Origin of the sequence: Sphingomonas sp., assembly GCF_035490575.1 — a bacterium.
Taxonomy (GTDB): domain Bacteria; phylum Pseudomonadota; class Alphaproteobacteria; order Sphingomonadales; family Sphingomonadaceae; genus Sphingomonas.
This window is the reverse complement of the sequence record NZ_DATJLI010000058.1, coordinates 1-19,176: the sequence shown is the minus strand read 5'-3', so window position 1 is coordinate 19,176 and position 19,176 is coordinate 1. Positions and strand designations below refer to the sequence as shown.

Genomic DNA, 19,176 nt, shown 5'->3' with positions numbered 1-19,176 from the left:
CCTCTATATCGTCGCCACCCCGATCGGCAATCTCGGTGACTTGTCGCCGCGTGCCGCGCACATTCTTTCGCACGCCGATGTGGTCGCCGTCGAGGACAGCCGCGTGACGGCGGGGCTGTTGCGCCATATCGGGGTGAAGCGGCCGATGACGCCCTATCACGATCACAACGCCGATGGCGTGCGCCCCGGCCTGATCGCACGCATGGGGAGCGAAGTGGTCGCGCTGGTCAGCGATGCGGGCACGCCGCTGATTTCCGATCCCGGTTACAAGCTGGTGCGCGATGCGCGGGCGGCGGGGCACCTGGTGGTGACGGTGCCCGGCCCTTGCGCGGCAGTCGCGGCGCTGACGCTGGCGGGGCTGCCGACTGACCGGTTCCTGTTCATCGGCTTCCTGCCGTCCAGGGCCCATGCCCGTATGGAGGCGATTGCCGAGGTCGCAGCCATCCGTGCGACGCTGATCCTCTATGAATCGGGACCGCGCCTGTCGGCCTGCCTGTCGGCACTGGCCGAAGGATTGGGCGACCGGGAGGCCGGGGTGGCGCGGGAGATCACCAAGCGGTTCGAGGAATGCGTGACCGGCCGCCTGTCCGAACTGGCGGCGCGCTATGCCGATGCGCCGCCAAAGGGCGAGATCGTCGTCATCGTCGCCCCGCCCGAGGCGCCGCCGCCCGCCGCCGCCGGGGATGTCGACACCGCGCTGGTCGAGGCGCTGACCCGGCTGTCCCCGGCCAAGGCCGCGGGCGAAGTGGCCAAGCGGCTGAAGCTCGACCGGCGCGAACTCTACGCCCGCGCCATGGCATTGAAGGGCGAGGCTTGAGGGACCGCCACGCCGCCGAGGCACGCGGACGGCGCGGCGAGGACCAGGCGGCATGGTATCTGCGGCTGAAGGGCTGGACCATCGTCGCGCAGCGCGTGCGGACCCCGGCGGGTGAGGTCGACCTGATCGCCCGCCGCCCCGGCATGGTCGCTTTTGTCGAGGTAAAGGTCCGCGCCACCGCCGCCGAACTCGACCATGCGATCGACATGGCGCGTCTGAACCGCGTCGCGGCGGCGGCGGAGATACTTGCGCCCGCCCACGCACAGCCCGGCGACGATGTGCGGATCGACGTGCTGCTGCTGGCGCCGGGCCACCTGCCACGCCATATCGAGAATGCCTGGATCGGATGACAGGTGGGGCGGGTCGGCATAAGGCCCGCCGCCGAAGTTGCGCTGGAGGAATGAATGGCCCTGACCGTTGCCGTGCAGATGGACCCGATAGCGGGCATCAATATTGCGGGCGATTCGACCTTTGCGCTGATGCTGGCGGCACAGGCGCGTGGGCACCGGCTGTTCCACTATACGGCCGATCAGTTGAACTGGTCCGACGGGCAACTGTGGGTCAATGCCCGCCCGGTCGAGGTGCGGCCCGTTCCGGGCGATCACTTCACGCTGGGCGATCCGGTGCGGCTGGACCTGGGCGACGAAGCCGATGTCGTGCTGATGCGACAGGACCCGCCGTTCGACCTCGGCTACATCACGGCCACCCATCTGCTTGAGCGGATCGCCGACCGGACGCTGGTGGTGAACGACCCGGCCAATGTCCGCAACGCGCCGGAAAAGGTCTGGGTGCTGGATTACGCCCGCTTCATGCCGCCGACGCTTGTGACGCGCGAAACCGAGGAAGCGCGCGCGTTCCTGGCGACGCATGGCTCGGTCGTCATCAAGCCGCTGCACGGCAATGGCGGAAAGGCGATTTTCAAGATCGACGGGAACGGCCAGAACCTGTCCTCGCTGATCGAGGTGTTCAACACCGCCTGGCGCGAACCGCACATGGTGCAGGCGTTCCTCCCCGGCGTGGCCAAGGGCGACAAGCGCATCGTGCTGGTCGACGGCGAGGTGGCGGGGGCCATCAATCGCTTGCCGGGCGAAGGGGAGATTCGCTCCAACCTCGCGGTCGGGGGTCGTGCCGAAGCGGCGGAGCTGACGTTGCGAGAGCGCGAAATCTGCGCCGCGCTCGCGCCGGAATTGAAGCGTCGCGGGCTGATCTTTGTCGGGATCGATGTGATCGGCGGCGAATGGCTGACCGAAATCAACGTCACGTCACCGACCGGGATCGTGGCGATCGACCGTTTCAACGGCACCGACACGGCGGGCGCGATCTGGAACGCGATCGACGCGCGGCTGGCGGCGCGTCGCTAGAGCGATTGCGCGGCGGCGGTCGCGCGCCTATCAGGCCCGCGACCGCCAGCTTGAGGAACTGCATGACCGACCGCCTGATCGAACTCGTCGGCGCCTGGGGCTATCTGGGCATCGCGATCGCCATGTTCCTCGAAAATGTGTTTCCGCCGATCCCGTCGGAAGTCATCATGGGCCTGACCGGCATGGCCGTCGCCGACGGCCGGCTGGGCTTTGGCGAGGCGGTGGCGGCCGGCACGGTCGGCGCGGTGCTGGGCAACTGGGTCTGGTATTGGTTCGGCCGTATCGTTGGCTACGCGCGGTTCAAGCCGCTGATCGACCGCTATGGCCGCTGGCTGACGCTCGACTGGGCGGAGGTTGAGAAGATCATCGGCGTGTTCACCCGTTACGATCGGGTGATCGTGTTCTGGGCGCGGTTCCTGCCCACCGTCCGCACGATGATCTCGCTGCCCGCCGGGATGCTCCGCATGTCGCAGATCAAGTTCCTGTTCTGGACGACGCTGGGCACCGCGATCTGGAACTCGGTGCTGATCGGCGCGGGCTATATCCTCAAGAACGAATTCGGCACGTTCGAGCGTTATTATGGTCCCGTTGCGATCGTGATGATGGTCGCCGTCGTGGTCCTGTATCTCTACCGCGTCATCACCTGGCGCCCGCAGGCCTGACGCGCCGGACCGGCTGGCCCAACCGGGCGAGGGCGCGTTGAACGGTGTCGCTGCCGCTCAGATGGCCAACGCCCACTGCCATGAACACGGTGCCCGGCGTGTCGAGCCGTCGCTTGATCCACGCCGCCCAGCGCCGGTTGCGATCGGTCAGGATCGCCTTGCCGAAATCGGCCGAGCTTTCACGCTGATCGGCATCGACGATGCGACCCAGCGCGGCGACATCACCCGCTATCCACGCCGCCAGCACCGCGTCGGTCGAATCGCCGGTCTGGTCCATGTTATCGAGTTGCCGGGTCAGCATCGCCAGTTGCGCGGCCTGCGGCAGCGTGTCGAAATAGCCGAGTTGCTCAATGCGCGGCTCCAGTCCGATGATCGCGATGTCGGCACGCCGGGCGGCGGCGGTCAGCACCGTTTCCACGCCCGCATCGGACGAGTAACCGCGACGACGCAGCGGCAGCACCGATAGCGTTGTGGCCGCCAACCACGGTTTGACCCGATCGAACGCGCCGGACGGATAGCCAAGCTCGGCAAGCGCGGCAGCCAGCTTTGGGCGGTAAGCCGCAGGCAGCCTTTCGGGCAGCGTCGGCCCATCGGTGGTCTTGCCGATTGCGTCCTGGGTGCGGCGCGCTTCGGCTGGATCGACCGGCGGCGTTTCGAGGACAAGTTGATCCGCGCGCTCGAACGCGGCGCGAACTTCGTCGTCGAACCACTCGACCTCGGATTTGAGCCAATGCACGCTGCCGAAAAGATAGATGACGGTATCGTCGTCGCGCACGATCCAGAGCGGTGGGTCGGCCGGGACCGGTGGCGGCGGCGCGGCGGGACCGGCAAGCACCAGCGCAGCGAGGGCAAGGATCAGGCGGAACGGCATGACCCACAATTCTCTAGCGTCTTGTCATCCCGGCGTCGTGTCCCGATTTGCTTGGGTGGTGCGCCGATTTAACCATTGCGAAACGGTGCGCGGGCCATGATGGTGGCGATGATGACTGACGAACCGTCCGTTCCGCCCGTTGCCGAGAGCGATGCTGCCGCCGCCCCGCAAATGGGCCGCCGCGCGCTGATGCTGGGCGCTGCCGGTGCATCGGCGGTGATGTCGGTTCGACCGGCGCTGGCGCAGACCGCAGCGTCGATCTCAACGTGCCAGATACAGGTGCCCGACGCCGCTCGCGCGGGCAATTACATCGCGCCTGATGGCAAGGTCGTGCCCGCCGGGACCAAGGGCGCCTTTCCCGCTGCCGGGCGGCCGTTCACGGGTGAAGAGGTGAAGCGCGCGCTGAACGGCGGCACGCTGCCCGGCACCGAATGGGAACGCAGCCGCGCCTATACCAATTATATCCGCCGGCTTCAGCAGGGGACGAGCGGCTTTACCTGCTTCGCCTCGCTCCAGATGCCGCGCGCCTGAGCGCGCGTCGATGCGGTATCGTGCGGCCGACCCGGCACTGCTGCGCGTCGTGCCGCTCGACTGGCTGACGGCGATCTATCACCGGCCATCGGGACAGACGCATCTGGTCGAATCGCCGGTCCCCGAATTGCTGGCCGCGCTGGGCGGTGACACGTTGAGCGTCGAGGCGCTGCTGAGCCGGTTGGTCGAGCGATACGACCTGCTCGATCCCCACCCGATTTCACTCGCGGCGCGGCTGGACGAGCTGGCTTCGGTCGGCCTGGTCGAGATCGCATGAAACATCGGTTCGCGGTGCGGATCGGTCCGGTCGGCTTTCGCGTCGGTTCGGACTGGCGCGCACCCATAGACGAGTTGCGCTCGCTCTATGCCGATTATCCCCACCCGCGCGACGACGTGCCCGATTTCAGCGTGCGGCTGTTCGCCGCACGGCCATGGCGGCGTTTCATCCGGCCCGCCGTGATGATCGGCGGCGATTTCACCATTCCCGACGCAGCCCCGCTGCCACTCCGTCTGGGGCTGCTGGCGGCGGAAATGGGCATGAACCTGCAAATGGCGCTGGCGCAGCGGCGATACCTGTTGCTCCACGCCTCCTGCGTCGAGCGGGGCGGACGCGCGGTCTTGATGACAGGCGTGTCGGGCGCGGGCAAGTCGACGCTGGCGGCGCTGCTGATGACGCGCGGATGGCGGCTGATGGGCGACGAGTTCGCGTTGCTGGATCCCGAAACCGGATTGGTCCACGGGTTTCCGCGGCTCATAAGCCTCAAGAACGAAAGTGTGGGCGTGCTTCAGCGTGCATTGCCGGGTGGCCGCTTTGGTCCGGAACAACGAGGCACGCCCAAGGGTGACATTCGCCACCTGGTTCCCGACTGCCAGGCGATCGAGCGGATGGACGCGGCCGCGACGCCCGCTCATATCGTTTTTCCCCGCTTCGGCCATGCACCCGCGCAGCGACAGGTGCCGCCGGCTGAAACCTTTGTCCGGCTGACACAGGCGTCGACCAACTATGTGGCACTTGGCGAACGCGGGTTCAATGCGCTGGTGCGACTGGTGCAGGGCGTGCCCGCGACGGCGATCGACTATCCCGATGCGGAGACGGCCTTGGCGCAGGTCGAGGAGTTGGCAAGGTGACGGCCCGACTGCTGGTCGCGGCGCTGCGCGATCCGTCATCGGTAACGTCGCTTGACGCGGGAAGCTGGACCAGCCTGATCGCGGCGGCGCGAGCCGAGCAGATGGCCGGCACGCTGGCCTGCCGGGTGCAGGGGTTGCCGATGCCGGGGGCGGTCGCCGCCATTCTGGCGGACGCGTCCGCATCGGCGGAACAGGGGCGCATCGCCGCGTTGTGGGAAGCGGAAATGGCACGCCGCGCGCTCGCACCCCTCGGCATTCCGGTCATCCTGTTGAAGGGAACGGCATTTGTCGCAGCGGGGCTCAGCGCGGGTGCCGGGCGTCATATCGGCGACCTCGACATTCTCGTGCCCCACGCGTCCCTCGACGCGGCCGAGGAGGCATTAATTGCGGCCGGCTGGGAATGGGTGAAACCCGATCCCTATGACGACGCCTATTATCGTCGCTGGATGCACGAACTCCCGCCGATGATCCACCGAGAGCGCGACCGGATGATCGACGTGCATCACACCATCTTGCCGCTGACCGCCCGCCCGCGTCCCCATGCCGATGCACTGATCGCAGCGCGAACCGAGCTGCGCGACGGTATCGCGATGCTGGGGCGGGAGGATGTGATTGTCCATGCGGTCGCGCATTTGCTGGCCGATGGCGACCTGGCCGGGGGCTTACGGAACCTGTGGGACATCCATTGCCTGCTGGCCGATTTCGACGCGCCCGATTTTCGTGAGCGCTTGCGGGTGCGGGCGGCGTATCACGGGCTGGCGCCGCATATGGATCGCGCGATCCGGCTGGCGGCTGCCCTTTACGACGACGGCGCGGCACTCACGCCGATCGACTGGCTGTTCATGCGCCGGTTGCTGGGCCGTGACGGCTGGGGGCGTCAGCGGCGCAAGCTGACCGAGTTCGCCTTCTACCTGCGCGGCCACTGGCTGCGGATGCCGCCGGCCATGCTCGCGCGGCATCTGTGGACCAAGTGGCGCAAGGGCTATCGCCCGGTCGGCTGACCTGCGTTGCCCAGCCGCTCCAGCGTGGGCAGCAACTCGTCATAATGATCGATCACCGCATCGGCGCCCAGTTCGGCGACCGGCTGCATCATGAAGCCGAAACTGACCGCCACCGCCGGAATGCCTGCTGCATGGGCGGCGCCGACATCATAGATCGAATCACCGACAAAGGCAGCGTGCCCGCCGCCCATCCGCTCGACCATCGCCGCGATCAGGTCGGGCGCGGGTTTCGCCTTGCCCGGTCCCAGTGAATCGCCACCCAGCACCACCTCGAACCGGTGAGCAAGGCCGAGTTCGGCGATCAGCTTTTGGGCCAGTCCGAACAGCTTGTTGGTGACGATCCCCACCCGCACGCTGCGTTCGGCCAGCGCGTCCAGCGCGTTGAAAAGACCCGGATACGCCACCGTTCCGGCCGAGATATTCGCCTCGTAGAAGCGCAGCAGTTCGGGATGTAGTTCGCTCAGCAATGCTTCGTCGCAGCCCCCCGACGCGCGCAGCCCTTCGCCCAGCATATGGCGTGCACCGCGCCCGATCATCGGCTTGACCATCTCGACCGAAAGCGCGGGGCGTCCCGCCAGCGACAATGCATGATTGACCGCGCGGGTCAGGTCGGCGGACGTGTCGAACAAGGTGCCGTCGAGGTCGAAGCCGACGATCTGGAAGGGAAATGCGCTCATGCGCGCGTCGATGCCCGCTCGGCTATGGAAATGGCAAGGCTTTCGTGGCAGCGGCGAGCCGAACGCCAGTGAAAGGAACAGGATGCGACCGATTGCCGCCATCGTCCTTGCCGCCGGTCGCGGCACCCGGATGCGATCCGACCGGCACAAGGTGCTGCACCCGATCGCGGGTAAGCCCATGCTGCTGCAACTGCTCGACAGCGTGTCGCAACTGGGTGCAGAGCGGCAGGTCGTCGTCGTCGGCGACCGGCGCGAACAGGTTGAGGCGGCGGTCGCCGGGCGCGGCGTCGCTATCGCGCATCAGGCCGAACAGCTGGGCACGGGTCATGCGGTCGCGCAGGCCCAAGGCGCGCTCGACGGGTTTTCGGGCGATGTGCTGATCCTTTACGGCGACGTGCCGCTGGTCCGGGCGGAAACGATGCGCGCGATGCTCGACCGGCTTCAGGCGTCTGACGCTCCGGCCTGTGTCGTGCTGGGCTTCCGGCCCGCCGACCCTGGCGCCTATGGCCGGGTAATCGCCGACGATGCGGGTCGGATCGATTGCATGGTCGAATACAAGGATGCGAGCGACGCTGAACGCGCGGTCACGCTTTGCAATTCAGGCCTGATGGCGGTGCGCGGCGAGGACCTGTTCGCGCTGCTGTCGCGCGTCGGCAACGACAACGCGGCAGGCGAATATTATCTTCCCGACATTGTGATGCTTGCATCGGGTGACGGTCGTGCGTCGGCCGTGATCGAGACTGATGCGGTCGAGGTGACGGGCGTCAACAGCCGCGGCGAACTCGCCGCGCTGGAGGCGGAATGGCAGTCGCAGCGGCGCGCGAGGGCCATGGCCGAAGGCGCGACGCTGATCGCGCCGGAGACCGTCTGGTTTTCGCACGACACGCGCCTTGGCCGCGACGTCACGGTCGAGCCGAATGTGTGGTTCGGCCCCGGCGTCAGCATCGACGACGGCGTGGTCATCCACGGTTTCTCGCATCTGGAAGGATGCTCGATTGCGACCGGCGCCGGGATCGGCCCCTATGCCCGGTTGCGTCCGGGCGCCGAGATCGGTCGCGACGCCAGGGTCGGCAATTTCGTCGAACTGAAAAAGGCAGTGCTAGGGGAAGGGGCCAAGGCCAATCACCTCAGCTATATCGGCGATGCGGATGTGGGGGCGGGTGCGAATATCGGCGCGGGCACGATCACGTGCAATTATGACGGCTTCTTCAAATATCGCACCGTGATCGGCGAGGGGGCCTTTATCGGATCGAACTCGGCGCTGGTGGCACCGGTTTCGGTGGGGGACGGCGCCATCGTCGGCGCGGGTTCGGTCGTGACCAAAGATGTCGAACGCGACGCGCTGGCACTGGCGCGCGGGCGTCAGGAAATGCGTGCGGGATGGGCGGCCCGTTTCCGTTCGATGATGAAGGCGCGAAAGGCGGCGAAGTAAAATGTGCGGAATTGTCGGAATCCTGGGGACCACGGACGTCGCCGATCGCTTGTTCGACGGGCTGAAGCGGCTGGAATATCGCGGCTATGACTCGGCGGGCATCGCCACGTTGCACAACGGCGCGATCGAACGACGTCGCGCGCAGGGCAAGCTGGCCAATCTGGGCCGCCGCCTGGTCGAAGATCCGCTGCCCGGCCATGTCGGCATCGCCCATACCCGCTGGGCAACGCACGGCGCCCCGACCGAGGACAATGCCCACCCCCATGTCGCGGGTGCCGTCAGCGTCGTGCACAACGGCATCATCGAGAACTTCAAGCCGCTGCGGGATGAATTGATCGCGCAAGGGCGCAGTTTCCTCAGCCAGACCGATACCGAAGTGGTCGCGCATCTGATCGACCAGGCGCTGGATGAAACCGGCGACCCCGTTGCGGCGGTGCGTTCGGTGTTGCCGCGCCTGCACGGCGCCTTTGCCCTGGCTATCCTGTTTCGCGACCACCGGGAATTGCTGATCGGCGCGCGGCTCGGCTCGCCGCTGGTCGTCGGGCATGGCGATGGCGAGATGTTCCTGGGGTCCGACGCTTTGGCGCTGGCCCCGCTGACACAGCGCGTCGCTTATCTGGAAGAGGGCGACTGGGTAGTGCTGACGCCTCAAGGCACGCAGATCTACGACCAGCAGAACGCCCCCGTCGAACGTCCCGTGACGACCAGCGGCCTTACCGGCGCGCTGATCGACAAGGGCAATCACCGCCATTTCATGCAGAAGGAAATCTTCGAGCAGCCGATCGTCGTTGCCCAGACCCTGCGCTCCTACCTCCAGCGGCTGGAGGGCAAGATCGCGCTGCCGATCCCCGATTTCGACCTGTCGGGCGTGCGCCGGGTGACGATCGTCGCGTGCGGCACCAGCTTTTACGCCGGCATGGTCGCCAAATACTGGTTCGAACAGTTCGCCCGCGTGCCGGTGGACATCGATGTCGCGTCGGAGTTCCGGTATCGCGCGCCCGTGATGGAGCCGGGCGGGTTGATGATCGTCATCAGCCAGTCGGGCGAAACCGCCGATACGCTGGCCGCGCTGCGTCATGCCAAGACGGAGGGGCAGACGATCGCCGCCGTCGTCAACGTGCCGACCAGTTCGATGGCGCGGGAGGCCGACCTGTTGCTGCCGACCCACGCCGGGCCAGAGATCGGCGTGGCATCGACCAAGGCGTTCACTTGCCAACTGGCGGTCCTGGCCGCGCTCGCCGCCAATCTCGCCAAGGCCAAGGGGCGGTTGAGCGAGGAGGAGGAACGCGAGATCGTCCGCCATCTGGCCGAAGCACCGGCGTCGATCAACGGGGCGCTGGCCTATGACGAAGCGATCGAGGCGATGTCAGGCGTGATCGCCGCGGCCCGCGACGTGTTGTATCTGGGCCGGGGCACCGATTATCCGCTGGCGCTGGAAGGCGCGTTGAAGCTCAAGGAAATCAGCTACATCCACGCCGAAGGTTACGCGGCGGGCGAAATGAAGCATGGGCCGATCGCGTTGATCGATGATGCCGTCCCCGTCATTGTCATCGCCCCGTCGGGACCACTGTTCGACAAGACCGTGTCGAACATGCAGGAGGTTCAGGCGCGCGGCGGCAAGGTCGTGCTGATCTCCGACTATGACGGTATTCAGGCGGCGGGCGAGGGCTGTGTCGCGACCATCACCATGCCCAAGGTGCACCCGCTGATCGCACCGATTGTCTATGCCGTGCCGGTGCAGTTGCTCGCTTATCACGTCGCCGTAGCCAAGGGCACCGACGTCGATCAGCCGCGCAATCTGGCGAAAAGCGTGACGGTCGAATAACCGTCACGCCCGGCGGGCGGGGGTCAGTCAGGCGATGGCGGTCTGCGCCTTGCGCTGTGCATAGGCCTGCGTGCCGCGGTGGATTACGTCATCGCCTTCGACAATCTCGCCGACCGGGATCGAGGGCAGGGGGCGGATTTGCTCGTAAAGCGGCGCAAAGTCGGTCTCGACGGTGACGCGCAGCAGTTCTTCAAAGCTGGGAATGACGAAATAATTCTGCTGGAAATCGTCAATCCGATATTCTGTCCGCATCACGCGTGCCAAGTCGAAGCCGATGCGGTTGGGGCTGGCATCGTCCAGCGCGAACACGCTTTCGGCCGATGACGATACGATCCCCGCGCCGAAGATGCGAAGCCCCTCGGCCTCCTGAACCAGGCCGAACTCGACCGTATACCAGTAAAGCCGCGACAGTTGGGGCAATGCGCCGAGCGCCAGCGCCCGCAGTCCGCCGCGCCCATAGGCCGCGAGATAATCGGCGAATACCGGATCGGCCAGCATCGGCACGTGCCCGAACACGTCATGAAAAACGTCGGGTTCCTGAAGATAATCGAGCTGGTCGGCGCGGCGGATGAAATTGCCCGACACGAAGCGGCGATTGGCCATGTGGTCGAAGAACACGTCATCGGGCACCAGGCCGGGTACGGCCACGACCTGCCACCCGGTCAGCTTCATCAGCCGTTCCGACAAATCGTCAAAGTTCGGGATGCCCGACTCCGACAGCTTGAGCGCCTCCAGCCCGCGCAGATAGGCGCTTGATGCACGACCGGGCAGCAGCCGGGCCTGCCGGTCGAACAGCGTGTCCCACACGCCATGTTCCTCGGCCGTGAAGGCGTCCCAATTCTGTGGGATGGTCCAGTCGGCGGCGGCGCCCGCCGGCGGGGCGTCGTGGATATGCGTTTCAGCGGTCATCAAGGGAATATAGTGGCAGGACGCGTGAAACTGAACAGGCTGAAAGGATTGGCGGGCGCCATGGCGGGATTGCTGCTGGCGGTCGCTGTGATCGTTCAGGGCTATTGGGCGGCGGGCTGGATCGGCGGCGCGATCGCGGCGCCGGGCGCGACCATGTCGCCGGCGACCGGCATCCCGGTCTGGGTCGAGGATAACGGCATCCATACGGGCATCGTGTTGTCCAAGGATGCGTTGCCCGACGATCTGGTCGCGCGCTTCGCCGCCGGCGATCTGGCCGACCCGCGCTTTGCCGGGCATCGCTGGCTGGCGATCGGATGGGGGGACCGGGCCTTTTATCTGGAAACGCCGACCTGGGGCGATGTGCGTCCGTCGACGGTCATCGCCGCAGCGATCGGCAGCGACGACACGGTGCTGCATGTCGAGCACGTCGCCGCGCCGCGCGGCGGCCCGGCGGTGCGTCGCGTGCTGTTGCGGCCGCGGCAGTTCGCGCGGCTGGTCGCCTTTATCCGCGGCAGTCTTGCGACCGGCCGGGCCACGCATGGCTATGGCGGGTGGGACGCCTTCTATCCGGCGCGCGGGCATTACAGCGCGATCCGCACCTGCAATGCCTGGACCGGGCAGGCGCTGCGCGCTGCGGAGGTGCCGATGGGCCGCTGGACGCCATTTTCGGGCACGGTGATGTGGTGGCTCTGACCCCCCGCGCGCGAATGATGCTGGGCGAGGTGCCGCGCGGCCTTGCCGGTATCGCTCGATTGCCGGTCGAATGGCGCGCGCTGGCGGATGCGCCGCGCGGTGATGGCGGGCCGGTCATGCTGCTGCCCGGTCTGTTCAACGGTGATCGGTCGAACATGGTGCTGCGGCATTACCTGTCCACGCTGGAGCATGACGTGGCGGGCTGGGGCCTGGGTCGTAATCTGGGGCAGCGCACCGTGGGTGCAAATGGCGCGCGGCTGCTCGCCGCGATCGAGCAGCGGGCGGCGCGCACGGGGCGACCGGTTGCTCTGGTCGGCATCAGCCTGGGCGGCGTGATGGCGCGCATCGCGGCACGGCGATTGCCGGACCTTGTGTCGAGCGTCGTGACGGTTAGCGCGCCCTTTGCCGGGCCGCCGGAGCACATGCCGATGTGGCCGGTCTATCGCCGGTGCCTGAACCTCGACCGGGCGCAGGTCACAGCGCTGCTTGCCGAAGCGGCGGCGGCGCTGCCCGTTCCCGCCACCGCGATCTGGAGCGCGGCGGACGGTCTGGTTGGCGGCGAGCAATGCCACGGCGATGATTGCAGCGCGGTGGCGGTGCGCGCCAGTCATTTGTGGGTGCAGTTCAATCCAAAGGTGCTGCGCGCGGTTGCCGCCGCGCTTGCGGTTTAACGCGGCAGGTTCGCCAGCGCGTCGATCGCGGCTTGCAGGATGTGCGCGGCTGCCAGCGAATCGACGCGCTCGGCCCGCTTGGCGCGGCTCAGATCCTGCTCGATCATCAGTCGCTCGACCGCGACGGTCGACCAGCGTTCGTCCCACAGCAGGATCGGCAGCGACAGGTCGGCGAGGTTCCGCGCAAAGGCGCGCGTCGATTGCGTGCGCGGGCTGTCGGTGCCGTCCATGTTGAGCGGCAGGCCGATGACGATGCCGCGCACCGCCTGCTTGGCGATCAGTTCGGCCAGCGCCGCCTTGTCCGCCGTGAACTTCGTCCGGCGGATCAGCGGCGCGGTGCTGGCAAAGCTCCAGCCCGCATCACACAGCGCGGTGCCGATGGTCCTGGTGCCGACATCCAGCCCGATCAGCCGCCCGCCATCGGGCAGGGCAGCCGCGAAGTCAGCCGCAAGCGTCGCGATCAAGCGCCGAACGCCGCCAGCCGCCGCGCCGCATCGGCCCGGATATTGCCCCAGAACAGGCTGTAGTCGAACACGTGATAATTATTGCCCGGCAACACGTAATTGCCGAGATCAGGCGGGCTGCCGATCATCAGCAACCCGCGCCCCTCGCACCGCGCGGGCACGCGGCCTGCTTCCAGCGTCGCGCTGGTCAGATCGGCCGAGGGAAACAGCGCGCCCAGATTGGCCTCCGCCGATGCCGCATCGCCCGCATTGCCGGTGATGGGGTTGGTGCACACCATCGGCGTGCCCGCGCGGCGCGTGCCGTTGAAGCCGGTGGTCGCGTCGAAGGTTTCCAGGATCAGCGACGGATCGGCCGGTTCGGCAAAGCTCTGCCACGACAGGATGCACCCCGCCTGATCGGCGCGCTGACATTCGGGCAGCCCCATTTCGGGCAGGTCGGACGTGCGCGAGATCGGCCAGCCCACGACATAGGCGGCGACGATGCGGTCGGCGACCGGCTTGTCCGCCACCCGGTCCTTGAGCAGCCGCGACAGGTGCAGCGCGCCCTGGCTGTGTCCGGCCAGAATGATCGGGCGATCGTCCCCGGTTTCGACAAGGAAGCGGTCGAACGCGCTCAGCACATCGCCATAAGCAAGGTCCAGCGCGCGATTTGCAGCCTCCGCATTGGTCAGGAACGCGCCGAATGTCGCCTGCCGATAACGCGGTGCCCAGATGGCGCCAACCGCGTTGAACGCCGATGCCTGTCCGCGCAGGAACAGTGCCGCGCGATCATTCGCCGCCACGTCATCCAGCGGCGCGTTCCAGCGTGAGCGATCCAGATAGGAGGTCGGGTGAATGAAGAACACCGCTGCGCGCGGATCGGTGGCGGGCGCAAAGCCCTCGGGCGTCCACAGCGCCGGATTGCCCGGTTTGTCGGGTCGCGCCAGCCACATGTCGGCATCGGCATAGACGTTCTGCTCGACCGGCGGCAGCGCCTCAAACGCGGCAGTCGGCACCATCGTCTGGCGCAGAAGCTGCACTCCGAACAGGCGATAGGCAAAGGCGGCGGCAAGCGCGAGCATGATGAGGATGGCTACCAGATAAAGGAACTTGCGGGCCAATTTAGGCTTCCATTGTGCAATGCAGCATGAACGTGCGGGCGGCAATTCGGTTTCGATGCACTGCCTGTGCGAAAGCTGCAACCGTGCGTGTCGTTGATGGCGGTGCTTGAAGCGCCCGAAACCGGGTGCTAGCCGCGCGGCATGTCTGTCGAACCCGCAACCGTCAAACGCATCGCCGGCCTCGCCCGCATTGCCATCACCGATGAAGAGGCCGAACGCCTCGCGCCCGAACTGGGCAATATCCTGGGCTGGATCGAGCAACTGGGCGAAGTCGATACCTCGGCTGTCGCGCCGATGACCGCCGTCATCCCCAACACGCTGCGGCTGCGCGACGATGTCGTGACCGACGGCAACGTTCGCGATGCCGTGCTGGCGAACGCGCCGCAAGCCGAACATGGTTTCTTCGCCGTGCCCAAGGTGATCGAATAATGACCGAACTGACCGACCTTGGCGTCGCGGCCCTGCGCGACGGGTTTCGCGGTGGCGATTTCTCCGCCCGCGAAGTCGCGACCGCGTTCAACGCCGCCGTTGCGGGGGCGAAGGCGCTGAACGCCTTCATCGTCGACACGCCCGACCACGCGCTGGCGGCCGCTGACGCTGCTGACGCGGCAAAGGCCGCCGGCGAAGCGCTCAAGCCGCTGGCCGGCGTGCCGATCGGCATGAAGGACCTGTTCGCGACGAAGGGCGTGCAGACCACCGCCGCCAGTCATATATTGGAGGGGTTCACGCCCCCCTATGAATCGACCGTTTCGCAAAAGCTGTGGGATGCGGGCGCGGGGATGCTGGGCAAACTGAACCTCGACCAGTTCGCCATGGGTTCGTCGAACGAGACGAGCGCGTTCGGCAATGTCATCAGCCCATGGCGGCGTAACGACGGCGGCAATACCGCGCTGACGCCGGGCGGCTCGTCGGGCGGCAGCGCATCGGCTATCGCCGCGCGGCTGTGCCCGGCGGCGACCGGCACCGACACCGGCGGCTCGATCCGCCAGCCCGCCGCGTTCGTGGGCATTTCGGGCATCAAGCCGACCTATGGCCGCTGTTCGCGCTGGGGCGTCGTCGCCTTTGCCTCCTCGCTGGATCAGGCGGGACCGATGGCGCGCGACGTGCGCGATTGCGCGATCATGCTTGAGGCGATGTCGGGCTTCGACGCCAAGGATTCGACCTCTCTCTACTTGCCCGTGCCGCAATGGGAGGCGGGCCTGTCGCCCGACATGAAGGGCAAGCGCGTCGGTATCCCCAGGGAATATCGCGTCGACGGCATGCCCGCCGAGATCGAGGCGCTGTGGCAACAGGGCATCGAATGGATGCGCGACGCCGGGGCCGAGATTGTCGAGGTGTCGCTGCCGCATACCAAATATGCGCTGCCCGCTTACTACATCGTTGCCCCGGCAGAGGCTTCATCCAATCTGGCGCGCTATGACGGCGTGCGGTTCGGTCAGCGTGAGTTGCCCGAAGGCGCGAACCTTCAGGACATGTATGCCGCCACCCGCGCTGCGGGATTCGGGGACGAGGTCAAGCGCCGCATCCTGATCGGCACCTATGTGCTGTCGGCGGGCTATTACGACGCCTATTACACACAGGCGCAGAAGGTCCGCGCGTTGATCGCCCAGGATTTCGAGCGCGCGTGGGAGCAGTGCGACGTGCTGCTGACCCCGACCGCGCCGTCGGCCGCGTTCGCGCTGGGGGAAAAGCAGGCGGACCCGATCGCCATGTATCTGAACGACGTGTTCACCGTGCCCGCATCGCTCGCCGGGCTGCCCGCGATGAGCGTGCCGGGCGGGGTGGACGCACACGGACTGCCGCTTGGCCTTCAGGTCATCGGCAGGCCGCTGGACGAACAGGGCGTGCTGAACGCGGGTCTTGCGATCGAACAGCGCGCGGGCTTTGTCGCGCGCGCGGACAAGTGGTGGTAAGATGAGCGAATATCGCATTCACGGCGCAACCGGCGACTGGGAAGTCGTCATCGGGCTTGAGGTCCACGCCCAGGTCACGTCCAACGCCAAGCTGTTCTCCGGCGCCGCCACTGCATTCGGCGCGGAGCCGAACACGCAGGTCAGCCTTGTCGATGCCGCGATGCCGGGCATGTTGCCCGTGCCCAATCGCGAGTGCATCCGACAGGCCGTCCGCACGGGCATGGCGATCGAGGCGCAGATCAACAGATGGTCGCGCTTCGACCGCAAGAATTATTTCTACGCCGATCTGCCGCAGGGCTACCAGATCAGCCAGCTCTACCACCCGCTGGTGGGTGAGGGGCGGATCGAGATCGCGATCGATGAGAAAAATCCCGGTGCGAGCACCAAGTCGATCGGGGTGGAGCGCATCCATGTCGAACAGGATGCGGGCAAGCTGATGCACGATCAGCATCCGACGCGCTCCTATGTCGACCTCAATCGCTCGGGCGTGGCGCTGATGGAAATCGTCAGCCGCCCCGACATGACCTCGCCGGCCGAAGCTGGGGCCTATGTCCGCAAGCTTCGCACGATCCTTCGCTATGTCGGGTCGTGCGACGGCAACATGGAAGAAGGCTCGATGCGCGCTGACGTGAATGTCAGCGTGCGACGCCCCGGCGAGCCGCTGGGCACGCGCACCGAGACCAAGAACGTGAATTCGGTGCGCTTTGTCATGGCGACGATCGAATATGAGGCGCAGCGTCAGGTCGATGTGCTGGAGGCCGGTGGCCGCATCGTGCAGGAAACGCGCCTGTTCGACCCTGACAAGGGCGAAACGCGGTCCATGCGGTCGAAGGAAGACGCGCATGATTACCGCTACTTCCCCGACCCGGACCTGTTGCCGCTGGAACTGGACGATGCGTTTCTTGCGGAATGCCGCGCCAGCCTGCCTGAACTGCCCGATGCCAAGCGTGCGCGTTACGTCGGCGAACTGGGCCTGTCGCCCTACAACGCCGCGGTGCTGACCGCCGAGGCGGAGACGGCGCGCTGGTTCGAGGCGCTGATGGATGCGGGCGGCGCGACGGTGACGGCAAAGGCCGCATCGAACTGGCTGATTTCCGACCTGTTCGGCGCACTCAATCGCATCGGCAGGGGAATTGAGAACAGCCCGGTCAGCCCGACGCAGGGTGCCGAACTGCTGCGCTTGATTGCCGATGGCACGATTTCGAATACGCTGGGCAAGCAGGTGTTCGAGATCATGCTCGAAACCGGCCAGGATGCGGGAACGATCGTCGAGGAACGCGGACTGAAGCAGACCAGCGACACCGGTGCGATCGAGGCGGAGATCGCCAAGGTGATGGCGGCGAATGCCGACAAGGTGGCGGATTATCGCGGCGGCAAGGACAAGCTGTTCGGCTTCTTCGTCGGCCAGACGATGAAGGCGATGGGCGGCAAGGCCAATCCCGGCGTCGTCAACGAGCTGCTGAAAAAAGCGCTCGACGCCTGACCCCGCCGCCCCGGCGGTTATTGCGCGGTGTCGTCCTGATTGCGGACGGCGCCGCCCGATCCTCCGGCGGTATCAGGCGACACGGTTGGCTCGGTCGGCGTCGTATCGTCCGCCACATTCTCGATATCGCGGCCGCCGCGTCCTTCGTTCACGGCGCGTTCGATGTCGGACGGGCGGCCCTCCGGCACGCTGTCGGGATGTTCGTCGCGGTTACGGTCGGTCATGGGGAAAGCTCCTTTCCCTGGCTCAACGCACGGGGGTCGTTCCGGTTCGTCCTCAATTAGCGAACCAGCATCCAGACCGCCATGGCGGCCATCATCACATTTTCGGTGAGCGACACGAAGCCGAGCGGCACATTGCTGTCGCCACCCACGCAAGCGCATTTCAGTTCGCGCCGATCGAGATAGACCGCCTTGAACACGCTGACCGCGCCGATTCCGCCAATCACCAGCGCGACCGGCGCGGCAATCCAGGTCAGCGCCCCGGCCAGCATCAGCACGCCGGCAACACCCTCCGCCCAGGGGTATATCCAGCCATAACGCACCCAGCGCGCTGCCAGCAGGTCGTAGCCGAGGAACATGGTCGCAAAGCTGTCGACATCGCGCAGTTTCTGAAGCGCCAGCAGGCACATCGACGCCGCGATAAACCGCTCGACCAGCATGACCGGTGCGATCATCCCTTCCGCCGTCCAGCCGATCGCCGCACTCATCGCCAGCGCCATGGCGAACAATGCGATCACGGGGCGATAGGTCGTCGCCTTTGGATCGCGAACCGACAGGCCCAGGTGGCGGCGCAGATCGTCATGTCCGCCGATGCGACGGCCATCAATGAAGATCTGCGGCGTCGTCCTTACGTCATGCTGCCGCTTGAAGGCGTCGGTCGCGTCGCGGCTGGTAAGGTGGTGGTCCTCCACCGCATATCCGTGACGTTTGAGCAGGTCTACGGCGCGCAAGCCCCAAGGACAGACATGCTTGTCCATCACCATGCGATAGATTGCAGCGTTGCCGTGCCGTGTCATCCGCGATCCTTTCCCCACCCATCTGGCCCGATCGTCCGCAGATTAAACCCCGCGCAAACAAAAAGGGCCGGGAGGTCGCCCTCCCGGCCCTGTTCTGTTGTTCATGATCCGGGGATCAGGCGCCCGACACCTCGGCGGTGTCGACCTTGATGCCTGCACCCATCGAGGAACTGACGGCGATCTTACGCAGATACTTGCCCTTGGCGCCCGACGGCTTGGCCTTGACCACGGCGTCGACCAGCGCGTCGAAGTTCGCGCGCAGGTCTTCGGCCGGGAACGACGCCTTGCCGATTCCCGAATGAATGATGCCGGCCTTTTCGACGCGATATTCGACCTGGCCGCCCTTGGCCGCCTTGACGGCTTCGGCGACATTCATGGTGACGGTGCCCAGCTTGGGGTTCGGCATCATGCCCTTGGGACCCAGGATCTTGCCCAGCCGACCGACGACGCCCATCATGTCCGGGGTCGCGATGCAGCGGTCGAAGTCGATCTTGCCGCCCTGGATGGTTTCCATCAGGTCTTCGGCGCCGACGACATCGGCACCCGCTTCGCGTGCTTCGTCAGCCTTGGCACCCTTGGCGAACACGCCAACGCGCACGGTCTTGCCGGTGCCCTTGGGC

The 19,176-nt window shown here is 66.5% G+C and carries 23 protein-coding genes; 15 read left to right on the top strand and 8 right to left on the bottom strand.

The annotated features are described in order from the left end of the window. From rsmI to VL973_RS04265, 4 genes are all read left to right on the top strand, one after another. On the top strand, nucleotides 1-817 hold an 817-nt coding region (gene rsmI, locus VL973_RS04280), incomplete at its 5' end, for a 16S rRNA (cytidine(1402)-2'-O)-methyltransferase (protein WP_325282790.1). After that, complete coding sequence (locus VL973_RS04275) at nucleotides 814-1,167, top strand: YraN family protein (RefSeq protein WP_325282789.1); 354 nt, start codon at nucleotides 814-816, stop codon at nucleotides 1,165-1,167. The genes rsmI and VL973_RS04275, both read left to right, overlap by 4 nt. A gap of 54 nt (nucleotides 1,168-1,221) precedes the next feature. Next, nucleotides 1,222-2,178, top strand: coding sequence for a glutathione synthase (gshB, locus tag VL973_RS04270; RefSeq protein WP_325282788.1), 957 nt, complete (start codon nucleotides 1,222-1,224; stop codon nucleotides 2,176-2,178). A 62-nt stretch (nucleotides 2,179-2,240) separates the two neighbouring features. Then, on the top strand, nucleotides 2,241-2,840 hold the full coding sequence (locus VL973_RS04265) for a DedA family protein (protein WP_325282787.1): 600 nt from the start codon (nucleotides 2,241-2,243) through the stop codon (nucleotides 2,838-2,840). Here VL973_RS04265 and VL973_RS04260 read toward each other — a convergent pair. Next, nucleotides 2,818-3,711, bottom strand: coding sequence for a TraB/GumN family protein (locus tag VL973_RS04260; protein WP_325282786.1), 894 nt, complete (start codon nucleotides 3,709-3,711; stop codon nucleotides 2,818-2,820). The genes VL973_RS04265 and VL973_RS04260 overlap by 23 nt on opposite strands. A gap of 108 nt (nucleotides 3,712-3,819) precedes the next feature. Between VL973_RS04260 and VL973_RS04255 the strand changes: the two genes are divergently transcribed. Genes VL973_RS04255 through VL973_RS04240 form a run of 4 tightly spaced genes read left to right on the top strand, consistent with a single transcriptional unit; the run spans nucleotide 3,820 to nucleotide 6,371 of the window. Continuing rightward, complete coding sequence (locus VL973_RS04255) at nucleotides 3,820-4,242, top strand: hypothetical protein (RefSeq protein WP_414712190.1); 423 nt, start codon at nucleotides 3,820-3,822, stop codon at nucleotides 4,240-4,242. 10 nt (nucleotides 4,243-4,252) lie between these two features. Next, on the top strand, nucleotides 4,253-4,519 hold the full coding sequence (locus tag VL973_RS04250) for an HPr-rel-A system PqqD family peptide chaperone (protein ID WP_325282785.1): 267 nt from the start codon (nucleotides 4,253-4,255) through the stop codon (nucleotides 4,517-4,519). After that, entirely contained in the window at nucleotides 4,516-5,370 is an 855-nt protein-coding gene (locus VL973_RS04245; RefSeq protein WP_325282784.1) for an HprK-related kinase A, read from the top strand. The genes VL973_RS04250 and VL973_RS04245 overlap by 4 nt, the downstream gene beginning before the upstream one ends. Then, complete coding sequence (locus tag VL973_RS04240; RefSeq protein WP_325282783.1) at nucleotides 5,367-6,371, top strand: nucleotidyltransferase domain-containing protein; 1,005 nt, start codon at nucleotides 5,367-5,369, stop codon at nucleotides 6,369-6,371. The genes VL973_RS04245 and VL973_RS04240 overlap by 4 nt, the downstream gene beginning before the upstream one ends. Here the strand turns inward: VL973_RS04240 and VL973_RS04235 are convergent. Continuing rightward, nucleotides 6,353-7,048: an HAD-IA family hydrolase gene (locus VL973_RS04235; RefSeq protein WP_325282782.1), complete on the bottom strand. Its 696-nt coding sequence runs from the start codon at nucleotides 7,046-7,048 to the stop codon at nucleotides 6,353-6,355. The two genes, VL973_RS04240 and VL973_RS04235, sit on opposite strands and share 19 nt — an antisense overlap. Before the next feature lie 82 nt (nucleotides 7,049-7,130). Here VL973_RS04235 and glmU point away from each other — a divergent pair, with 82 nt between their 5' ends. Together glmU and glmS are read left to right on the top strand one after the other, a co-directional pair. Further along, the gene (gene glmU, locus VL973_RS04230) at nucleotides 7,131-8,480 is read left to right on the top strand and encodes a bifunctional UDP-N-acetylglucosamine diphosphorylase/glucosamine-1-phosphate N-acetyltransferase GlmU (RefSeq protein ID WP_325282781.1); all 1,350 of its coding nucleotides are present in this window, start codon (nucleotides 7,131-7,133) and stop codon (nucleotides 8,478-8,480) included. 1 nt (nucleotide 8,481) lies between these two features. Further along, nucleotides 8,482-10,305 carry a glutamine--fructose-6-phosphate transaminase (isomerizing) gene (gene glmS, locus VL973_RS04225; protein ID WP_325282780.1) on the top strand — a complete coding sequence of 608 codons (1,824 nt, stop codon included), beginning with the start codon at nucleotides 8,482-8,484 and terminating at the stop codon, nucleotides 10,303-10,305. A 27-nt stretch (nucleotides 10,306-10,332) separates the two neighbouring features. Here glmS and phhA read toward each other — a convergent pair whose 3' ends face one another. Further along, the gene (gene phhA, locus VL973_RS04220) at nucleotides 10,333-11,214 is read right to left on the bottom strand and encodes a phenylalanine 4-monooxygenase (protein WP_325282779.1); all 882 of its coding nucleotides are present in this window, start codon (nucleotides 11,212-11,214) and stop codon (nucleotides 10,333-10,335) included. Nucleotides 11,215-11,238: 24 nt separating this feature from the next. Between phhA and VL973_RS04215 the strand changes: the two genes are divergently transcribed. Both VL973_RS04215 and VL973_RS04210 read left to right on the top strand, forming a co-directional pair. Then, nucleotides 11,239-11,907: a TIGR02117 family protein gene (locus VL973_RS04215; protein WP_325282778.1), complete on the top strand. Its 669-nt coding sequence runs from the start codon at nucleotides 11,239-11,241 to the stop codon at nucleotides 11,905-11,907. Beyond that, nucleotides 11,898-12,578, top strand: a complete 681-nt coding sequence (locus VL973_RS04210; RefSeq protein WP_325282777.1) for an esterase/lipase family protein — start codon at nucleotides 11,898-11,900, stop codon at nucleotides 12,576-12,578. The genes VL973_RS04215 and VL973_RS04210 overlap by 10 nt, the downstream gene beginning before the upstream one ends. On the opposite strand, the gene ruvX is transcribed toward VL973_RS04210, so the two are convergent. Then, complete coding sequence (ruvX, locus tag VL973_RS04205) at nucleotides 12,575-13,042, bottom strand: Holliday junction resolvase RuvX (protein WP_325282776.1); 468 nt, start codon at nucleotides 13,040-13,042, stop codon at nucleotides 12,575-12,577. The genes VL973_RS04210 and ruvX overlap by 4 nt on opposite strands. Then, entirely contained in the window at nucleotides 13,039-14,142 is a 1,104-nt protein-coding gene (locus VL973_RS04200) for a DUF3089 domain-containing protein (protein WP_325282775.1), read from the bottom strand. The genes ruvX and VL973_RS04200 overlap by 4 nt, the downstream gene beginning before the upstream one ends. A 141-nt stretch (nucleotides 14,143-14,283) precedes the next feature. On the opposite strand from VL973_RS04200, the gene gatC reads away from it, so the two are divergent. From gatC to gatB, 3 genes are read left to right on the top strand one after another with little or no spacing between them, the layout of a single operon-like run. Continuing rightward, on the top strand, nucleotides 14,284-14,571 hold the full coding sequence (gatC, locus tag VL973_RS04195; RefSeq protein WP_325282774.1) for an Asp-tRNA(Asn)/Glu-tRNA(Gln) amidotransferase subunit GatC: 288 nt from the start codon (nucleotides 14,284-14,286) through the stop codon (nucleotides 14,569-14,571). Continuing rightward, nucleotides 14,571-16,055 carry an Asp-tRNA(Asn)/Glu-tRNA(Gln) amidotransferase subunit GatA gene (gatA, locus tag VL973_RS04190; protein WP_325282773.1) on the top strand — a complete coding sequence of 495 codons (1,485 nt, stop codon included), beginning with the start codon at nucleotides 14,571-14,573 and terminating at the stop codon, nucleotides 16,053-16,055. The genes gatC and gatA overlap by 1 nt, the downstream gene beginning before the upstream one ends. Nucleotide 16,056: 1 nt before the next feature. Beyond that, complete coding sequence (gene gatB, locus VL973_RS04185) at nucleotides 16,057-17,538, top strand: Asp-tRNA(Asn)/Glu-tRNA(Gln) amidotransferase subunit GatB (RefSeq protein WP_325282772.1); 1,482 nt, start codon at nucleotides 16,057-16,059, stop codon at nucleotides 17,536-17,538. A gap of 17 nt (nucleotides 17,539-17,555) precedes the next feature. On the opposite strand, the gene VL973_RS04180 is transcribed toward gatB, so the two are convergent. The 3 genes from VL973_RS04180 to rplA all read right to left on the bottom strand — a co-directional run. Beyond that, a complete protein-coding gene (locus VL973_RS04180) occupies nucleotides 17,556-17,762 on the bottom strand; it encodes a hypothetical protein (RefSeq protein WP_325282771.1) in 207 nt (68 codons plus the stop codon). A gap of 56 nt (nucleotides 17,763-17,818) precedes the next feature. Further along, nucleotides 17,819-18,556: a glutaredoxin gene (locus VL973_RS04175; RefSeq protein ID WP_325282770.1), complete on the bottom strand. Its 738-nt coding sequence runs from the start codon at nucleotides 18,554-18,556 to the stop codon at nucleotides 17,819-17,821. Nucleotides 18,557-18,671: 115 nt separating this feature from the next. Continuing rightward, the coding region (gene rplA, locus VL973_RS04170) for a 50S ribosomal protein L1 (RefSeq protein ID WP_325282769.1) at nucleotides 18,672-19,176 on the bottom strand (505 nt) is incomplete at its 5' end.